This is a genomic window from Streptomyces flaveolus (assembly GCF_000716535.1).
GTDB classification, from domain to species: domain Bacteria; phylum Actinomycetota; class Actinomycetes; order Streptomycetales; family Streptomycetaceae; genus Streptomyces; species Streptomyces flaveolus_A.
The window spans coordinates 15,568-31,691 of record NZ_JNWV01000015.1 but is presented as its reverse complement, the minus strand read 5'-3'; the positions used below and the strand labels follow the sequence as shown (position 1 = coordinate 31,691).

Here is a 16,124-nt window from a genome sequence, read left to right as displayed (position 1 = left end):
TTCCACAAGAAGTGAGACTGGGGCCGCGACTGTCCTCACCCCCACCCTCACAGCGCATCCCCGTCCCTTCCCCCGGGGAGGCCACGGCACCGCCATCAAGGTCGTCCCGATTCACACGGCCTGCCGTAGGACCACCAGGCCATGGCAAGGCCGCGCCCTCGACGGGTCGGTTGATCCACCCCACCCGCCAGTGCACCATCTGAAATGGAGCATCAGTGATGCGAGCCACCCTCATGTACGGCGCCGGTGACGTCCGCGTCGAGAACGTCCCCGACCCCGTCATCAAGCACCCGACCGACGCCCTGGTCCGGATCACCGCATCGTGCGTCTGCGGCACGGACCTGTGGCCCTACGCCTCGATGAAGCCCGAGGACGGTCCGGCCCGCATGGGCCACGAATTCCTCGGCATCGTCGAAGACACCGGCTCGGAGGTGACCACCGTCAAACGCGGCGACCTGGTCGTCTCCGCGTGGGCCGTCTCCGACAACACCTGTGAGTTCTGCCGTGAGGGCCTGCACACCTCCTGTGTCCACCCGGAGGCGAACTTCTGGGACCTCGTGCCGGATGAGGGCGGCCAGGCCGAGGCCATCCGCGTCCCTCTGGCCGACGGCACCCTCCTCAAGCTCCCCGTCGCCCAGGACTCGGCCCTCATCCCGTCCCTGCTGACACTCGCCGACGTCCTCGGCACCGGCTACCACGCCGCCGTCGCGGGCGGAGTCAACGAGCGCACCCGCGTCACCGTGATCGGCGACGGGGCTGTCGGCCTGCTGGCGGTCCTGTCCGCCAAGCGGCTGGGCGCCGAACAGATCATCCTCATGGGCCGCCACCAGGCTCGCACCGACCTCGGCCGCGAGTTCGGCGCGACCGACGTCGTCTCCGCCCGCGGCGAAGAGGGCGTCGAAGCGGTCCGTGAACTCACCGGCGGCCACGGCACGCACGTGGTCCTGGAAGCCGTCGGCACCAGGCCCGCCTACGACCAGGCCCTCGGCATCGTCCGACCGGGCGGGGTCATCAGCCGGGTCGGCGCTCCCCAGTACGAGGAAGCACCCATCGGCTTCGGCAGCCTCTTCCGCCACAACATCCGCCTGGCCGGCGGCCCCGCACCGGCCCGGGCCTACATGGAGGAACTGATGCCGGACATCCTCAACGGCACGATCGAGCCCGGAAAGGTCCTCGACGCCACCACCGACCTCGACGGTGTCCCGGCCGGCTACCAGGACATGGCCGACCGCAAGAGCCTGAAGGTGCTCATCAAGCCCTGACCCCAGGCACAGGCGTGAGGGGTGCCGCCGCAAGCCGCACCCCCCACGCTAACGCTCCCGCGCAAACCCTTCCGCGCAGGAACGCCCCGCGACGGCGGAGCCAACGCCGGGGCGACCGGCCGCCCCTCACATGGCTCCCACGGCGCCGCTCACATCGCTGACACAGCCCACCCTCCCGCGCGCGCTTCTCGCCCCCGGAGCCCGTGCGTGGATCACCACCTGACCCACCGCCGACACGAACACAACCCGAACCGCTGGAAACAACGTGAAGAAGATCGGATTTCTCTCCTTCGGCCACTGGTCGCCCAACGGGCATTCCCTCACCCGGTCGGCCTCGGACGTGCTGCTCCAGTCCATCGACCTCGCGGTCGCCGCCGAGGAGATCGGCCTGGACGGCGCGTACTTCCGAGTGCACCACTTCGCCCGGCAGGCAGCCAGCCCGTTCCCGTTGCTCGCAGCGATCGGTTCGCGGACCTCGAGGATCGAGATCGGCACCGGCGTGATCGACATGCGCTACGAGAACCCGCTGTACATGGCCGAGGACGCGGGCGCAGCGGACCTCATCTCAGGTGGCCGGTTGCAGCTGGGCATCAGCCGAGGCTCACCGGAGCAGGTGATCGACGGGTGGCGCTATTTCGGCTACAACCCCGCGCCGGGCGAGACGGACGCCGACATGGCTCGCCACCACACCGAGGCCTTCTTGAAGGTGCTCGACGGCGAGGGTTTCGCCCGGCCCAACCCGCGGCCGATGTTCCCCAATCCGCCCGGGCTGCTGCGCATAGAACCGCACTCCGAGGGACTGCGCGACCGGATCTGGTGGGGCTCCGCGTCGAACGCGACCGCCGTATGGGCCGCCGAGCTGGGGCTGAACCTGCAGAGTTCGACGCTGAAGGAGGACGAGACGGGGGAACCGCTGCACGTGCAGCAGCGCAAGCAGATCGAGGCGTACCGCGAGGCGTACCGGAAGGCGGGCCACACCCGCGAGCCGCGAGTGTCGGTCAGCCGCAGCATCTTCGCCCTGACCAACGAACTGGATCGCGCCTACTTCGGCCGCGACCGCAACTCCCGGGACTATGTCGGCATGCTGGGCGACACGACCCGGTCCGTCTTCGGGCGCTCCTACACCGCCGAGCCGGAGGAGCTGGTGAAGCTGCTGCGGAACGACGAGGCGATCGAGGCCGCGGACACCCTGCTCCTGACCATCCCGAACCAGCTCGGTGTCGACTACAACACCCACCTGCTGGAGAGCATTCTCACCCACGTGGCACCGGAGCTCGGCTGGCGCTGACCGCGTCGCCGGCGAGCACGCTATCCCGCACCGGTGGGCCGGCTTCCCGTCGGGGGAGAAACCTGCCTGGGCACGCGGTGACCGGTTTCCTGCGGTTCTCCGCCTGACGTCGCACGTCGGCCTGGATGTGTTGTCGGGGAAGCAGGCGTAGCCACAAGTGTCACCCATGTCCGGGACATGGGTGACACTTGTGTGCCTGCCCCGCGCTTGCGGTTGCGATGGGACGTACGTTCCGCGCGATGTGGGCCAAGCAGGCGTGATGGATTTGCTTGACGCATCAATCATGCTTAAAGTTTCTGCTGGCAAACACCCACCTCCACTATCTGTGCAACACACATGTGTGCCACAGGGGGTGGACGTTGTCCTGCCTGGCTGATGTGCGCCAGCGCCCCGACATTGCGTGGGATTCCGCGGCGATCGCGACGTGTCTCGCGTATGAACGATGAGTGGAGAAGAAGTGTTCAACAAGGCGAAGACGATCCGGCGTGCGGCGCCGGTCCTCGCTGCTGCCGCTGCTGTTCTCGGAGTGGCGAGCCCTGCCCTCGCCGACCTTCCCGGTGCCGGTACCGGATGGCAGCCGGTGACGTACTCGGGCGGGCAGATAAGGAGCAGCAGCACCGAGGGGGAGGCGCGGGACAACCTCAGCAACGTCCTGCACGCCTGGCGCGGCTCGGACAACGACAACATCTGGATCTCGCTGAACAACGGGCCTGCCTACCCGTTGCCGGCGACGGCCGGGTCCACCGATCACGCGCAGACATATGCCGCCCCGACGGTGATCTGGACCAACGACGGGGGCCGAGGTAACTTCCGGATCTTCCACACCGGCAAGGACGGCCACATCTATCAGCACCGCATCCAGCTGACCACCAGCTACCAGCTGCCCGGGACACTGCCCAACGCCACGCAGGTCCCCAACGACGCCCGCACCAACACCAATCAGCCCGTGGCGGCGGCGGCGCTCCCCGGCAACTCCTACATGCTCGCCTGGAACAGCCAGACCACCGACGACGTCTGGACGATGTACTACGACGCCGCGACCACGACGTTCAACGCTCCGCAGGCGGTTCCCAATGCCCGCAGCCAGGACGCGCCGTCACTCGCCGCCCAGGTGAACGACGGCAACGACCCGGCTCCGTGGAACCAGGTCGTCCTCGCCTTCGAGGGCACCGACTTCAACGTGTACATGGCGCGGCAGCAGTACGGCTCCTCCACCTGGACCAACCCGAAGAAGGTCGGGCCGTACACGACCAGCACCCCCTCTGTCGCCCTCACCGACAACGGCTACGGGGTCATCACCTTCCGGGACTACGACGGGACGATCGGCAACTACGAGATCAATCGGCACGGCGACGTCCTGGGCAACTTCAAGGACTCCGGCTACGGCTGGACCAACGTCGCCCCGCTCGCCCAGAGCAGCGGACCCCTCGTCTACGACATCATCACCGGCTCCGGCGGCGGCACCACCGGAGTGGTGTGGAAGCAGGCCGCCGACTTCCGCGGTCTGCCCACGCCCCCGGCACCCTAGTGGTCCTGCCGGTCGTGGTGGCCCCACACCGGTTGCCGCCGGTGGCGGGAAGCACCATGACCTCGACTGCCGCGTGAACATCCCGGTCCTGACACCGACGCCGGGCGTCGGTGTCAGGACCGGTCGCGCTTCGGCGTACGGCACGAACCGCCGACAGCAACCCGATCGCGCAGAACCGCATTTCGGGCAGCGGTGCGAGTGACGGGACACGTCGCGCACCGAAGTGACTCGACATCGCCATCAACATCACACATTGACGCAGAAATGAGCTCGTGTGAGACATTTCAGACCCACGGCAGCGCTGTTGTCCGGCCTGCTGCTGTCCATCTCCTTGCCGGCGTTCGCCTCCGGCCCGTCGACGACCGCCTCGGCGACGGCCGCAACGGTGACAGCTGGCCCTGACGCTGACGGACCGGATCTCTCCAGCGCCAACCGAACCACCTCGGCCCCCGGCCTGCCGGACTGGTCGCGCGTGGGCTACCGGAGCGGCGCGCCGCTGCCCGGCAACGGGGAGGTGACCGACGACGCGTCCTGCCGCATCTCTCCGGAAGTACTGTCGTCCCAGTACGGAGTGAGAGCGGACGACGGGGCCGACGACACCACCGGGCTGCAGAAGGCGATCGACGACATCAAGAGCCAGTGCTCGCCGTCGGCAAGCTACGACCAGCTCTCGCTCATCACCTTGCCGTCCGGACGCATCGATCTGACCCGCCAGGTCTACGTCGACGCTAGCTTCCTGATCGTGCGCGGGCACGGCTCCGGCGACGGCGGGACGAAGCTGGTGTTCCGGCCGGATCTCAACACCCGTTACGACACGGTGGTCAACGGGCGCTGGGACCAGGACAGCATGAAGGCCGGTACCGGCAGCGACGAAGGAACCGGCGGCTGGATGTGGCCGGGGCGCGGCATGTTCCGGGTGCAGACCCGGGACGTCGCCGACCGGTACAAGGATGACTGGGCGGCGGCGCCGGCCAACCGCAAGGACATCTTCGAAGGCTCCGTCAACCAGCACTGGGCCTCCGGCGTCAAGGTTGCCGCCACGGCCGAGGACCCGGGGTACGCCGCCCGGCGGGGCAGCAGGACCGTGCAGCTGGTGGCGACCGCTTCCATGTCGAAGTTCACACCAGGCGGTTACGTCTGGGTGGGCGCGGCCAACAGCATCAAGTTCTACGAACAGCAGGGCGTCACCGACCAGGGCGTGATGGACGACCTCCACATGCGCCAGCAGATGTTCAAGGTCACCGGGGTCGACGCCGACGCGAAGACGGTCACGCTGGACCGTCCGCTGGAGTGGGACCTGCCGGTTGACTCCACCTCGGACGGCTCCGCGGCGCTGGGTGACAAGCCCTACGCAACCAAGGTCACCCCGCTGCAGATCGTCCAGGGCGTCGGGTTCGAGAACTTCGCCTTCACCCAGGACATGGACGGCCTGCCCAAGCTGGGTGGCGGAACGTATCAGCTGACCCCGGACCAGGCCGTACACAACTACGGCAACATGGCACCCGAGTACGCCATGCACGGCATCGTGTACAAGTGGGCCGCCAACAGCTGGGCACGCGGGCTGAAGGCGACCATGACGGGTTCGCACCCGATCGTCACGGAGGACGCCCTCAACCTGCAGATCGAGCGCAACAGCTTCGACGGTGCCTGGAACAAGGGCAAGGGCGGCAACGGATACCTGCGCGGCAGCCGCGTGTGGAACTCGCTGTGGGCCTACAACCTCAGCCGCAACCTGCGCCACTTCACCTTCCAGTGGTCCGCCAGCGGCAACGTCGCCTTCCGCAACGACCTCGACTCCGACCTGAACCTGCACGGCGGGTGGGAACATAACAACCTGTTCGAACAGAACACCGTCAGGGTCCCGTACGAGCATCGCTCGGCCAACTGCCAGACGAACTGCGGCGGTGAGGGCGGCGAAATCGACCAGGGCACCTGGTACCCCATCTGGTGGGCGGCCGGCCCCAAGGCGGTCAAGTGGTCCGGCTCGTCCGGACCGCAGAACGTCTTCTACAACAACACCCTGATCAAGCAGACCAGTCCCGGCGGACCGTTCGAACCGTACGCGCCGTACGGCACGCAGACCGGCACCGCCTTCCAGTTCGGCTCGAAGAGCAACGCACCCACCCAGTTCGAGCCGCTGGAGACGGACGGGCAGGCGATCCCGGACTGGACCGGCCGGGAGACCCTGGACTACGTGGGGCACGGCGTCGTGCCCCTCGCCGTGGGCAAGCGACCGTCCCTGTTCCTGACCAAGACCGGTGGCGACCTCGACCCCCGTACGGGTACCGACCGCGCCATAGTCAACTGGAACATGCAAGGCGCACTCTCGGACGGAGGGCGACACAATAAGTACGATGATCTGCGCTACATGATGGAGGATGCGGCACCTCGAGGGGCTCACATCGTCCTCATCCAGGAGGCCGGAACCCCGCCGACAGGATCACGCCTCGAATTCCTCGAAGACCACGCGCAGAACGTCTGGCGACACCCAGACGGCACGTACCCCCCGGTCCGGGAGTACCGGCTCCTCGGAACCCGCAGCCGCACGGTGGGATACATATACTGGCTGCACACGAACAGCGGAACGACCAATGACGGCCGGGTCAACCTCGCCATAGCCAGCAGAACACCGGTCGCTCCTCAGGACATACACGTCGTCGAGCCGGCGGACTACGACCCGGTACTGGGGCAAGGCTACTCCCGGCCCGCACTCGGGATCAGCGTGGGCGGCGTCGGCTACTTCACCATCCACGCGCGAGCGGACAACCAGGGCCAGGACGCTCCCGAACTGCTGGATAACATCGGACACCACATGGAGCACCTAGGGGCCGGCGGCGACGAGTCGCAGCCCTGGATCGCCGCCGGCGACTACAACCGGGATCCGGGCGATCTCGCCACCGCCCTTCCCGCGGGCGTCTACAACACCGCTTCCACCGCGGCCGCGACACATCCCACAGCGGGCAGGACGGGCACACCCCATGTCCTCGATTACGCGGTCACTCCCGCGAACAACGGTGTCGACGTCTTCGGATCATCACTGCTTGACGACTACATCGACTCTGACCACTACCCCGTATGGCACTACCTCACCAATCTGCCGGACGATTCCCCGGCGCCGTCGAGTGCGCCACCACTTCCCCAGAACAACGTCGTCGTGATGAGCGCCCACACCGTCAACGTTGCGGGATTCGCCAGTGCCGGCAGCAACGTCATCGGTGACGTGAAGTTCGACTACAAGAACCCGGGATCGAACTTGCTGTTCGACCTGAAGAAGTCGTCCGAACACCCTGGCTATCTCAACCTGCTCTCCAAGGACCCGAAGTTCTACAACTACTACCTGGGGCAAGAAGGCGGCCAGCGGGACGGCAAGATAGTGCTTTGGAAGAGCCCCGCACTGGATCAGCTGTGGAAGCCCCACTACCAGGGAGACGGAACCTGGAGCCTGGAGAACTACGCGACCAAGCAGTACCTCTCGGCCGATCTCAAGGGTGGCGCGCTCTTCGCCCACGATGCGGACGACCAGGCGCCGAGCCAGCGCTGGTTCCTGCAGGACGTCGAGGATTTGAGCGGCCGCAGGGAGGTCCATCTCAAGTCCAAGGACGGCCTGCCCTGGATCCTCAACGCCTGGAACGACGCGATCAACGAGTTCCCCGTGGTTCTGGACGAGGACGACGACGCGCCCGAGGAGAGGTTCACCACGATCCCCGCGGGACGGACCGGTTCGGACGAGTGCTTCTACCTGGCCAACGACGGACGGTACGCGGCGTCGACCAACGACACGGGAGTACCCGTCGACGGCAACCAGGTCACGATGAGCGAGTTCGTGCCCCACGCCGACGGCTTCCTGTGGTGCCTGCGGCCCGCCCAGTACGGAGTGCTGCTGGCCAACCACACGGGTCCGGCGGAACGGGACGAGCCCATCTACCTCACGGGGGGCGCGTTGCACGGCCGGGTGACCGTCAGGAACCGCGCGGACTACGCGGCTGACGTGTGGGACTTCAGTCCGGTCACCGAGTGATCCCCACCGCGTCACCGAGTACCTGACGCGGCCCAGCGGACTCCGTGCCCGCCCGGACGAGGGCCGGGCACGGAGTCACTCTCGCCCCCCCCGGGACCGCCGCGCGCCGATTCCTGCCCGGCCTGGAGGCGGCCCGTGTGCCGTCTCCTGTGGTCGGGAGGATCAGCAGGGGAAAGTGCCGCCCGGGACAGCACACCTAGGCCTACGCACTGCTCCAGCCGGACACCGCCGCCCGCGTCCGCGACGCCTTCCCCTGGGCAGAGGAACTCCACCGACGATGACGGCAAGGAGCTGTCCGCGTGCCGCATGGACATCGGTGGCCTGGTGGCCGCGCCGCCCGGATATCGTCGGGCAGCACCTACTCGAGCCGTGAGACGGCGGCCACCGACTCCTTTGCGCTGGTTACCGGACGCGTGCAGCCCACCTCCGGCGGCTTGGTGGCCTGGTCCCGCGCGTGCAGGACGTCACCCACGAAGAGGTCGTAGACCAGGACACCGATCACGCCTCGGCTGCCTCACCGCGGTGCACCGTCGTTCAGGGCTGCTGTGCCCACGGCACTGACTGAGCCTTCAGGCATGGAGGGGGCGCGGCCAACGCGCCAATGCGCCGTGCCGGGGAGCGTGTCGTGTGGCCTGTTCCACAGAGTCGTGGAACACGTAGACCCGGCGCAGGCCACAGAGCTGAAGATCTTGACGATGCGCTCGTTGACGCAGGTGAGACGCAGAGAGCCTTAGTGGTCACGCCGGCGTCGGCGTGGACGGTCACCACCAGCTCGCGCAGCAGGCTCGAGATGTCGTGCTCGGGCAGGCCGGCCGCCCACTCCCGCTGGAGGACCTCGGTCAGCTCAGGCAGCGGCCGCTGCTCGGCGTGCGCGCGCCGGCGCTCATCCCAGTAGACCCGGAAACCGGCGTGCCCCAGGTCGACGGCGTCCTTCAGCAACTCCTCGGCGACCAGGACCCAGTCCCCGTCCCGTACGGGCAACGGGAGGGTCTGCGCCTAGTACTGCAACGGTGCTTGCCGTGACTGGTGGCCAGGTCAGGGGCTGTGTCCGCGTCGTTTGTAGTGGCTGGTGCGAGCCTGGTGTTGTCGTCGGCGGCGCCAGGTCGACCAGTGCAGGATGTGCTCGACAGGCCTGGGTCGGCGGTCGGTGAGACGGGTGATCAGCCATCGTATCTCGGCGAGGCTGAGGTGGATGAGCTGGGAGGATCCGTTTCTGCTTTGTCCGCATCCAGCTGCCGGGCTCGCAGGACGGTCAGGCCGGCGTGGGCGGCCATGGCGAGGGTCATGTGGCGGTGCCATCCGGGGTAGCGGCGGACCTGGTAGTCGTCCAGGCCGCATTCCTGTTTCGCGCTCTGGAAGCATTCCTCGATGGCCCATCGGCTGCCCGCGATGCGGATCAGCTGGTCGAGTGTGGTCTCGGCGGGGCAGTAGGCGATGTAGTAGGAGATCTCTTGCGGGCGGGCGACGCTGCGGCGGGCGATCACCCAGTGGCGGCGGTCGGAGCGGTGCCAGGGCCGCACCTCGACGCGGGCCCAGTCATAGATCCGCAGGCCGTGGGCCCCATTGCCGCAGGAACGGCGCTTCCATTTCTGCCGGGCGAGGCCGTTGAACAGGTCGTGGACGGGGTGGTCGATCGCCCAGCGGGTGACCACGGTGTCGTGCCGGGTGGTGGCCATGACGTGGAAGACGTCCGCTCGTTCCAGCTCGGACCGCCAGCCCTTGGAGAAGCCGTAGGCGGCATCCGCGGTCACCCACCGGAACGGGATCTTGTCCGCGATGGCGCGGCGGACCATCGCCTTGGCCATGGCCACCTTGGTCTCGAAGACGACCTCATCAGTGATGCCGGCCCGGCGGCACCTGTCGCGGTCATCAGTCCAGGAGGTGGGCAGATACAGACGCCGGTCGATCAGTGTCCGCCCGCGGTCGGTGGCATAGGCGAGGAAGACACCGACCTGGCAGTTCTCCGTCCGCCCGGCGGTGCCGGAGTACTGCCGTTGCACCCCGGCCGACCGTGTCCCCTTCTTCAAGAAGCCGGTGTCGTCCACGACAAGGACGGCGTCGGGGTCGCCGAGGTTGTCGACCACATACTGGCGCACATCGTCGAGGACCTCGTCGGCGTCCCACTCGATCCGGTTCAGCATCCGGTGGATGCGATCCGGGCCTGCGTGGCCGGCTTCCTCCGCCAGTGTCCAGCCGTTCTTCCGCTGCAGCGGAGCGATCAGGCCCCGCATATAGGCCAGGGCCGACTCCCTGGGCTCCGACCTGCTGAAACGGTGCACGAACCGCCCATGCAGGGATTCCAGTTCACCCGCCCACAACCTGACATCAGCAAGGTCCCCACCCATAACAACACCAACGACCGACCTGGCCATCAGTTACGGCAAGCACCGTTGCAGTACTAGCCCTTGTTCCGTCCTCCCCGCCGACGCGGGGGTGCTCCGACGTGCAGCACGATCCTGGGGCGCAAGGCCTGGTCCTCCCCGCCGACGCGGGGGTGTTCCGACCGGCCGGCTGAGGCCGCCGGATCCGATCCCGTCCTCCCCGCCGACGCGGGGGTGTTCGAGCCAGGTGCCGGGCATGCGGCCCTGCTGGCGCGGCCAGCTGGCCGATGGGCCACAGGTGTCCGTCAACCGATGCGCTGGGACACGCCACATCAGGGCGGTGATCCCCGCGGCCGGCAGGTGATGCCGGTAGGCGTTCGCCTTGTGATCGCTTCTCGCTCATGGTGGCGTCTGACCGCCACCGCCGTGCTGTCCCTGTCCCTGGCCACGCCGCTCGCGGCGTGGCCCGCCACCGCCGCACCGCCGGCGGCCGCCCATCATCCGGCTACCGCGTCAGCGGTGCGGCGGGACCTGCCCGAGCCGCCGCCGGCCGAGGTCGTCCGCAAGGAACTGGACGACCTCACCGTCGCGGACCCGCATCCGATGACCGGGTACTCGCGTTCGAAGTTCCCGCACTGGGTCACCCAGTACGGCACCTGCGACACCCGCGAGGTCGTCCTCGCCCGCGACGGCCAGGACGTCGTCAGGGACGAGCAGTGCCGGGCCGTCTCCGGCATCTGGTACAGCGCCTACGACGGGAAGATCGCCACCAAGCCGTCCACCGAGGTCGACATCGACCACGTCGTCCCCCTCGCCAACGGCTGGCGCTCCGGCGCCGATGAGTGGACCACCGCCAAGCGCCGCCAGTTCGCCAACGATCTCGTCAACCCACAGCTGATCGCGGTGTCGGCGAGCTCCAACCGGCAGAAGGGCGACCAGTCTCCGGACCAGTGGGCGCCGCCGCTGCGCTCCTACTGGTGCACCTACGCGCGCGCCTGGACGCATGTGAAGTACGTCTACGACCTCAACATCACCGAGCCGGAGAAGGACAAGCTGGACGAGATGCTGGACACCTGCCCCGCATGAACACCGGCCCGGACACCGACTCCTACACCAGCAGCGTCACCGCCGGCCCGGGCGGTGCGATGACCGACGAGGTCGGCGTCATCACCGGTGACCTCACCGTCCGCACCACCCTCACCGACGACGGGCACCGCGCCTGCGCCGCCGTCCAGTACACCGGCGCCGACGAGTGGTACACACTCACCGGCAGCCCCGCCCCCATCCCCGACGGAGGCCTCCCGGCCTACCACCGCGACCTCCTCGGCCGCATCCGCCGCGGCCAGGGCGCCACCGCAACCTGACCCGACGCTTCACCGGCTCCGGCCTGACAGCAGGCCGGAGCTCTTGCCGCATCGCGTCGACCAGGAACACGAGCAGGAACGGTGGCGCGGAGGGCCTTGCTGTCCCCGCCCAGGCCGCCCAGCAGATCGCAGAGGCCGTCAAGAGGTGAGACCTTCCGGCGCCGCACCCCGCAGGTGACAACAAGACTGCCTATGTGACAACTACCGTGCTTCGGCTCATTGGCATGGGACGAACTTCGCGGAGCCGGGCAGAGTGTCGCAACGCGCCACAGCCGGCGCGGCCGGACAACACCGAAGCGCCGCCGCTGCCCTGCCGCTACGTCAGCTCTCGAGCCGTCGGCTGCCGGCTCGGGTGCCTGCCGGTTCCGGTCGGCACCGTCCGCCCGTTCCCGCTGCCGGCTGCCTGCCGCCGCGCGCGCGTGCCGCCTGTCGCCGCCGCCCCGCTGTCGGTCCTCGGCTGCGCCGTCCCGCTGCCTGCCGGGCGTCCTGGGGGCGGCGAGCTGTCGTCAGGCCGGGCGCGGCGCTGCGGTCGCGTGCCGGTCTCCCGGTCGCCGTCGCCCGGCCGCGCTGGTGCCGTGCTTTCGTCCTGGCCCGTCCCCTCTGCCCCTGCTCGCGTCCCGCCCGTGTCCCGTCTGCGTGGGCCGAGCTGGCTGTGCCGATCCCGTCACCGTCTCTACCTGGCCGTTCCCTGAGCCTGCACCGGGCTGTGTCGCCTCTTCCCTCTGGGGCCTGTCCCCGCCCGCTGGCCGGCCGCCGCCCGGCTGTCCCAGTGGTGGCCGTGTCCGCCGTGCCGTGTCGGGCCGGATGCCGCCGGCCGGGCCTGCGCGGGTCCCGGCCGGGCAGGCCCGGCCGCCGGTGGTTCGGTGGCCGCCTGCCCCGGCGTGCCCCGCTGCGTCTTCCGACCCCGGGCCCGCCCTCACGTCGGCCGCTGGTCGCCATCTGGGCCACCGGCGCCCGCCGCGCTGTGCGTGTCCGCCGTCCTTCTGCTCCCGCTGCGCCCGTGTGCCGTCCCGGGGGCCGGCGGCGAGCGTCCGCGGTGGATGGCAGCCCCCCCGGCCGTGGTGACAGGCCGTGAGAAGATCGCGAACGCCGCCTAACCTGCCCGGCCCCGCTGGTGGAACGGGTGCGGGGTTCCCACACGCCTCAGAGACCGGGATTACTATCCTCTGCCGTGCTGGCGCCTCCAGTCAGCGAGCGCGGCAAGGGCCCTCTCAGCGTGGGAGAGCTGCCCTCCGAAGGCGCCGGCGTGCAGGAGCGGCCAGGTGTCAGTGAGTTCTTCCGCGATGACGTCGGCGAGGCCGTTGTTGTCCCAGCCCCATACGGAATTGAGGAAGAATTCTCCGGCCCAGGGGTAGGCGAGGAAGTCGCTGTCGGTGTCCATGGCGACCATGGAGGCCAGGAATTCGAAACGGGTGCAGGCTTCGCGGTAGGCGGTGTCGCTGGGCTCGATGAGCCGGAAGGGCTCGCGCAGCGTGTCCTTCATCCAGTTGCTCTGGGGGTAGAGGAACTTGCCGCCGTTTCCGGACGGGCGCATGTCATGCATCCCGTCGGTGTCGAGGACTCGGTTGGGGTTGAGGTACCAAGCTGGCCCCAGGCGGGCGTGACCGGAGTTCGGCAAGGCCCACTCCGGGTGGTAGAGGACAGTGGCCAGCAGTTCCTCGCGGCGGTTGAGGATGGCGGCGACGCCGATCGTCCAGACCGCCAGCAGCGCCGGCAGGTGGCGCAGCTTCTCCAAGTACTCGTTGTAGGTGCCCGGTGTGGTGTCGCGCAGGCGGACAAGGCGCTCGACGGCGCGCAGCCAGATGGGTTCGTGCCTGCCGTCGTCATGGAAGACCCCGTTGGCCAGCAAGTGCAGCAGAGTGTCGCTGTCGGCCCGGTAGCCGCGGACGTTGGACCCGAAGGTGTCGGCCCAGGCGGCGGACGTGGCGAGCACAGGCCTGTGCTCGGGTGTGCTGCGATCGGTGATCTGGGTGACGGCCTGGTCGACGAGGTCGAATAGCTCGATGCGACGCAGGGGGTCGGGCAACGCCCGCTTGAGCTGTACGACGGCGACGTCCCGGGTGATGGGCGCGGTGGTCAGCCGGTCCAGGGCTTCGACGCGGCTCACAAGGCCGGTGAACAGCTCGTCGGCGTTCTTGCCGTCGATCACCACCGCGTCGTGCTGCGCGGTGAGGGCTCGGGCGGCGTCGCTGAACCGGCCATAGTGCGACCAGAACAGCGGGTACCGGCGCGACCGGGTCCCCTCGACGGCGCGGACGAGCGCCTTGTCCCAGTCCGCAGACCACCCGCACACGATGAGCCCGTACTCGTCCAGAACCCGCTGCAGGAGCTCCCGGAGTTCGTCGGGGTAGGCTTCCAGCTCGTCGATCGTGTTGCGCTGCTCCAGGTCGGCGTAGTCCCCGTGGAGCTTGATTACGGTGACCTGGCTGTGCGTGAGCGGCTTCATGCCCTTGATCTGCTCCGGACGGCTCACCACCTGCGGCGAGATCCCGACCTCCTGCAACGCTCGCTCGGTCAGCCGGTCGAAGTTGGTGGTGAGGATGACCCTGATACTGCCGCGCTTCACGAGCTGCGCGATGGCCTGGTGCGCGGCGGTAGGGCCCTTGGTGTCGTCCTGGCCTTCCTCGGGCTCGAAGTACTCCGCGAGCATTGCCTGGCGGGAAGCCGGCATCGGTGCTGCGGCGGCTAGCAGCGCTGAGTAGCCCAGCGGCTCGCTGGTGTTGGTCTCCCACCACTTCTCGGGGTCGGCTGCGGCTTCGGCGCGGGCACCGGGGTTGTCGGGGTCGCGGACGGCGGCGACCTTCCCGACGATGTCCTCCACCACCCCCCAGCCGGTCTTCACTCCTGAGGCGATCGATATGCCGGCGCCCAGCAGCAGCGCGTACACGCCCGGGCTCGAGTGCACGTTCAGCGCCATCGCCATCTCAGGCTCGATCAGCCCCCTGGCCGCGACGGCGACCGTGCTGGCCGCACTCTCGTTTTCCATGTGTGCCCCTCCCGAGGACGGCTCGCCCGACAGGCGAAGTCTCGCCGTGACAAGCAGCATACCGCATTAATCGTCAAACTGACGAGAAAAGGGGTCGCGGGGTCACCGCATCGACGGGCCACCCGCCTTCACTCACTACGACCACGGCGGCGGCGAACTTCGGGTGAGCTGGCTCATGCCCCAAGGGTGCGCGCGCCGGCCTCCCGGCCGCGCGCTGTACCGCCTGCCGCCGGTCGGGCCCGTGGGGGCCCCGCCCCCGCCCTCGCTGCGCCCGGCGGCCGTGCGGTGCTGTGCCCGGAGGCCGCCCGATGCCCGGCCCGGCCGCCCCGCCGTCCGCGCCCGCAGCCGTACTTCCCGTACTTCCCTGGGCCTGCCGTCCTGTCGCCGCGCGGCGAGTCGCGCTCGCGCCAGGCCCGTCCGTGCCCCGCACCTGGCCGTCGTGCCCGCACCCCGCGCCCGACCGTGGGCCCGCGCCGCTTCCCGACCGCCCGGCGGGCCCGGGCCGCCGTCCCGCCGTGCTGGTGCCGGCCTGCTGCGTCCTGTCCCGCCGGCCTTGGGCCTGCGTCCGCCGTCCCACCCGCCGCGCGTCCGGCCCATCGAGCCGTCGCCGCGCCCGCGCCGTGCCGCTGCGCCACCGTGCCGTTTCCTTGCGGCCGCCCTCGGCAGGTCCGGCGGCCACCGCCGCCCACTGTCCGGTCCTCCCCGCATGGGACCAGACTGCCGGGCAGCGTCGGGCCCGCACCGGCCTCCCGGCCGCGCGCTGGGCCGTCTCGCCGCGCGCCGTGGTCCGCCCGCGCCCTGCGCCCGTCCGCCCGTGCCCGCGCTCTGCACCTGGCCGCGCCCGGGCCGCAGTGTCACCGCGGCGCTGTGCCGGACCGCGCGCCCCGTCCTGCCGGGCTGGGCCTGCGTCCGGCTGCCCGCGCCGAGTTGCTGCTCGTCGTGCGCCCCGTGCGCGGTCCCGGCCCGGCTGCTCGCCGGGTGTCGTCGCCCAGTTTTTCTGCTCTGCGGCTGCGCCTGCGAGCTTGGGGGTTTTCAGATCCTCTGGGTGATCTTGGAGGCGCCTGGAGTGCTCGGAGTGTGGCTTTGAGTGGGGTGGTGGTTGTCTGACTTGCGCGTATGTCGTCTGCGCGGGATGGCCTGGTGTTGTGCAGTTCCAGTGAGCTGCTACTTGGTGAGGCCGGTCAGGTGGTGTCGGGGTTGGTGAGGTGGGCGTGGGTGAGGGTGACGCGGGTGGCTTTGCCGGTCTTGCTGACGGTGGTGGGTGGCAGGACGCGGACGTGGATGAAGTAGACGCGGACGGCGGAGAGTTCGGTGTAGGGAGCCATGAGCCTGGGGTGCCGTCGGTGGCTAGTTCGAG

General features: G+C 69.2%; 10 protein-coding genes. 6 read left to right on the top strand and 4 right to left on the bottom strand.

Features of this window, described 5'->3' with window-relative positions:
- Nucleotides 1-218: 218 nt before the first annotated feature.
- From OO52_RS16955 to OO52_RS46025, 4 genes are all read left to right on the top strand, one after another.
- The gene (locus OO52_RS16955; protein WP_030643739.1) at nt 219-1,262 is read left to right on the top strand and encodes a zinc-binding dehydrogenase; all 1,044 of its coding nucleotides are present in this window, start codon (nt 219-221) and stop codon (nt 1,260-1,262) included.
- 265 nt (nt 1,263-1,527) lie between these two features.
- Nucleotides 1,528-2,550 (top strand): LLM class flavin-dependent oxidoreductase, encoded by a 1,023-nt coding sequence (locus OO52_RS16950; RefSeq protein WP_030643737.1) that lies wholly within the window; start codon nt 1,528-1,530, stop codon nt 2,548-2,550.
- Between the two features lie 442 nt (nt 2,551-2,992).
- Nucleotides 2,993-4,078: a hypothetical protein gene (locus OO52_RS16945; RefSeq protein ID WP_158712500.1), complete on the top strand. Its 1,086-nt coding sequence runs from the start codon at nt 2,993-2,995 to the stop codon at nt 4,076-4,078.
- Between the two features lie 274 nt (nt 4,079-4,352).
- Nucleotides 4,353-8,096, top strand: coding sequence for an endonuclease/exonuclease/phosphatase family protein (locus OO52_RS46025; protein ID WP_158712499.1), 3,744 nt, complete (start codon nt 4,353-4,355; stop codon nt 8,094-8,096).
- Between the two features lie 358 nt (nt 8,097-8,454).
- Here OO52_RS46025 and OO52_RS49640 read toward each other — a convergent pair whose 3' ends face one another.
- Nucleotides 8,455-8,598, bottom strand: coding sequence for a hypothetical protein (locus OO52_RS49640; protein ID WP_199819997.1), 144 nt, complete (start codon nt 8,596-8,598; stop codon nt 8,455-8,457).
- A 658-nt stretch (nt 8,599-9,256) separates the two neighbouring features.
- Nucleotides 9,257-10,441, bottom strand: coding sequence for an IS701 family transposase (locus OO52_RS16930; RefSeq protein WP_037628968.1), 1,185 nt, complete (start codon nt 10,439-10,441; stop codon nt 9,257-9,259).
- 339 nt (nt 10,442-10,780) lie between these two features.
- Between OO52_RS16930 and OO52_RS16925 the strand changes: the two genes are divergently transcribed.
- Nucleotides 10,781-11,503: an HNH endonuclease family protein gene (locus OO52_RS16925; RefSeq protein ID WP_051818379.1), complete on the top strand. Its 723-nt coding sequence runs from the start codon at nt 10,781-10,783 to the stop codon at nt 11,501-11,503.
- Nucleotides 11,500-11,781 carry a hypothetical protein gene (locus OO52_RS16920; RefSeq protein ID WP_030643724.1) on the top strand — a complete coding sequence of 94 codons (282 nt, stop codon included), beginning with the start codon at nt 11,500-11,502 and terminating at the stop codon, nt 11,779-11,781. Before OO52_RS16925 ends, OO52_RS16920 begins: the two co-directional genes overlap by 4 nt.
- A 1,159-nt stretch (nt 11,782-12,940) precedes the next feature.
- Here the strand turns inward: OO52_RS16920 and OO52_RS16915 are convergent.
- Together OO52_RS16915 and OO52_RS50785 are read right to left on the bottom strand one after the other, a co-directional pair.
- Nucleotides 12,941-14,827, bottom strand: coding sequence for an SIR2 family protein (locus OO52_RS16915; RefSeq protein ID WP_078877166.1), 1,887 nt, complete (start codon nt 14,825-14,827; stop codon nt 12,941-12,943).
- 1,121 nt (nt 14,828-15,948) lie between these two features.
- On the bottom strand, nt 15,949-16,092 hold the full coding sequence (locus OO52_RS50785; RefSeq protein WP_158712498.1) for a hypothetical protein: 144 nt from the start codon (nt 16,090-16,092) through the stop codon (nt 15,949-15,951).
- Nucleotides 16,093-16,124: the final 32 nt, after the last annotated feature.

Excerpts from the sequence above, each read along its gene's own strand:
- OO52_RS16920 (WP_030643724.1), top strand. The coding sequence starts at position 11,500 with ATGAACACCGGCCCGGACACCGACTCCTACACCAGCAGCGTCACCGCC.
- OO52_RS16915 (WP_078877166.1), bottom strand. The coding sequence starts at position 14,827 with ATGCTGCTTGTCACGGCGAGACTTCGCCTGTCGGGCGAGCCGTCCTCG.
- OO52_RS16955 (WP_030643739.1), top strand. The coding sequence starts at position 219 with ATGCGAGCCACCCTCATGTACGGCGCCGGTGACGTCCGCGTCGAGAAC.
- OO52_RS16945 (WP_158712500.1), top strand. The coding sequence starts at position 2,993 with ATGAGTGGAGAAGAAGTGTTCAACAAGGCGAAGACGATCCGGCGTGCG.
- OO52_RS50785 (WP_158712498.1), bottom strand. The coding sequence starts at position 16,092 with ATGGCTCCCTACACCGAACTCTCCGCCGTCCGCGTCTACTTCATCCAC.
- OO52_RS16930 (WP_037628968.1), bottom strand. The coding sequence starts at position 10,441 with ATGGGTGGGGACCTTGCTGATGTCAGGTTGTGGGCGGGTGAACTGGAA.
- OO52_RS16925 (WP_051818379.1), top strand. The coding sequence starts at position 10,781 with ATGCCGGTAGGCGTTCGCCTTGTGATCGCTTCTCGCTCATGGTGGCGT.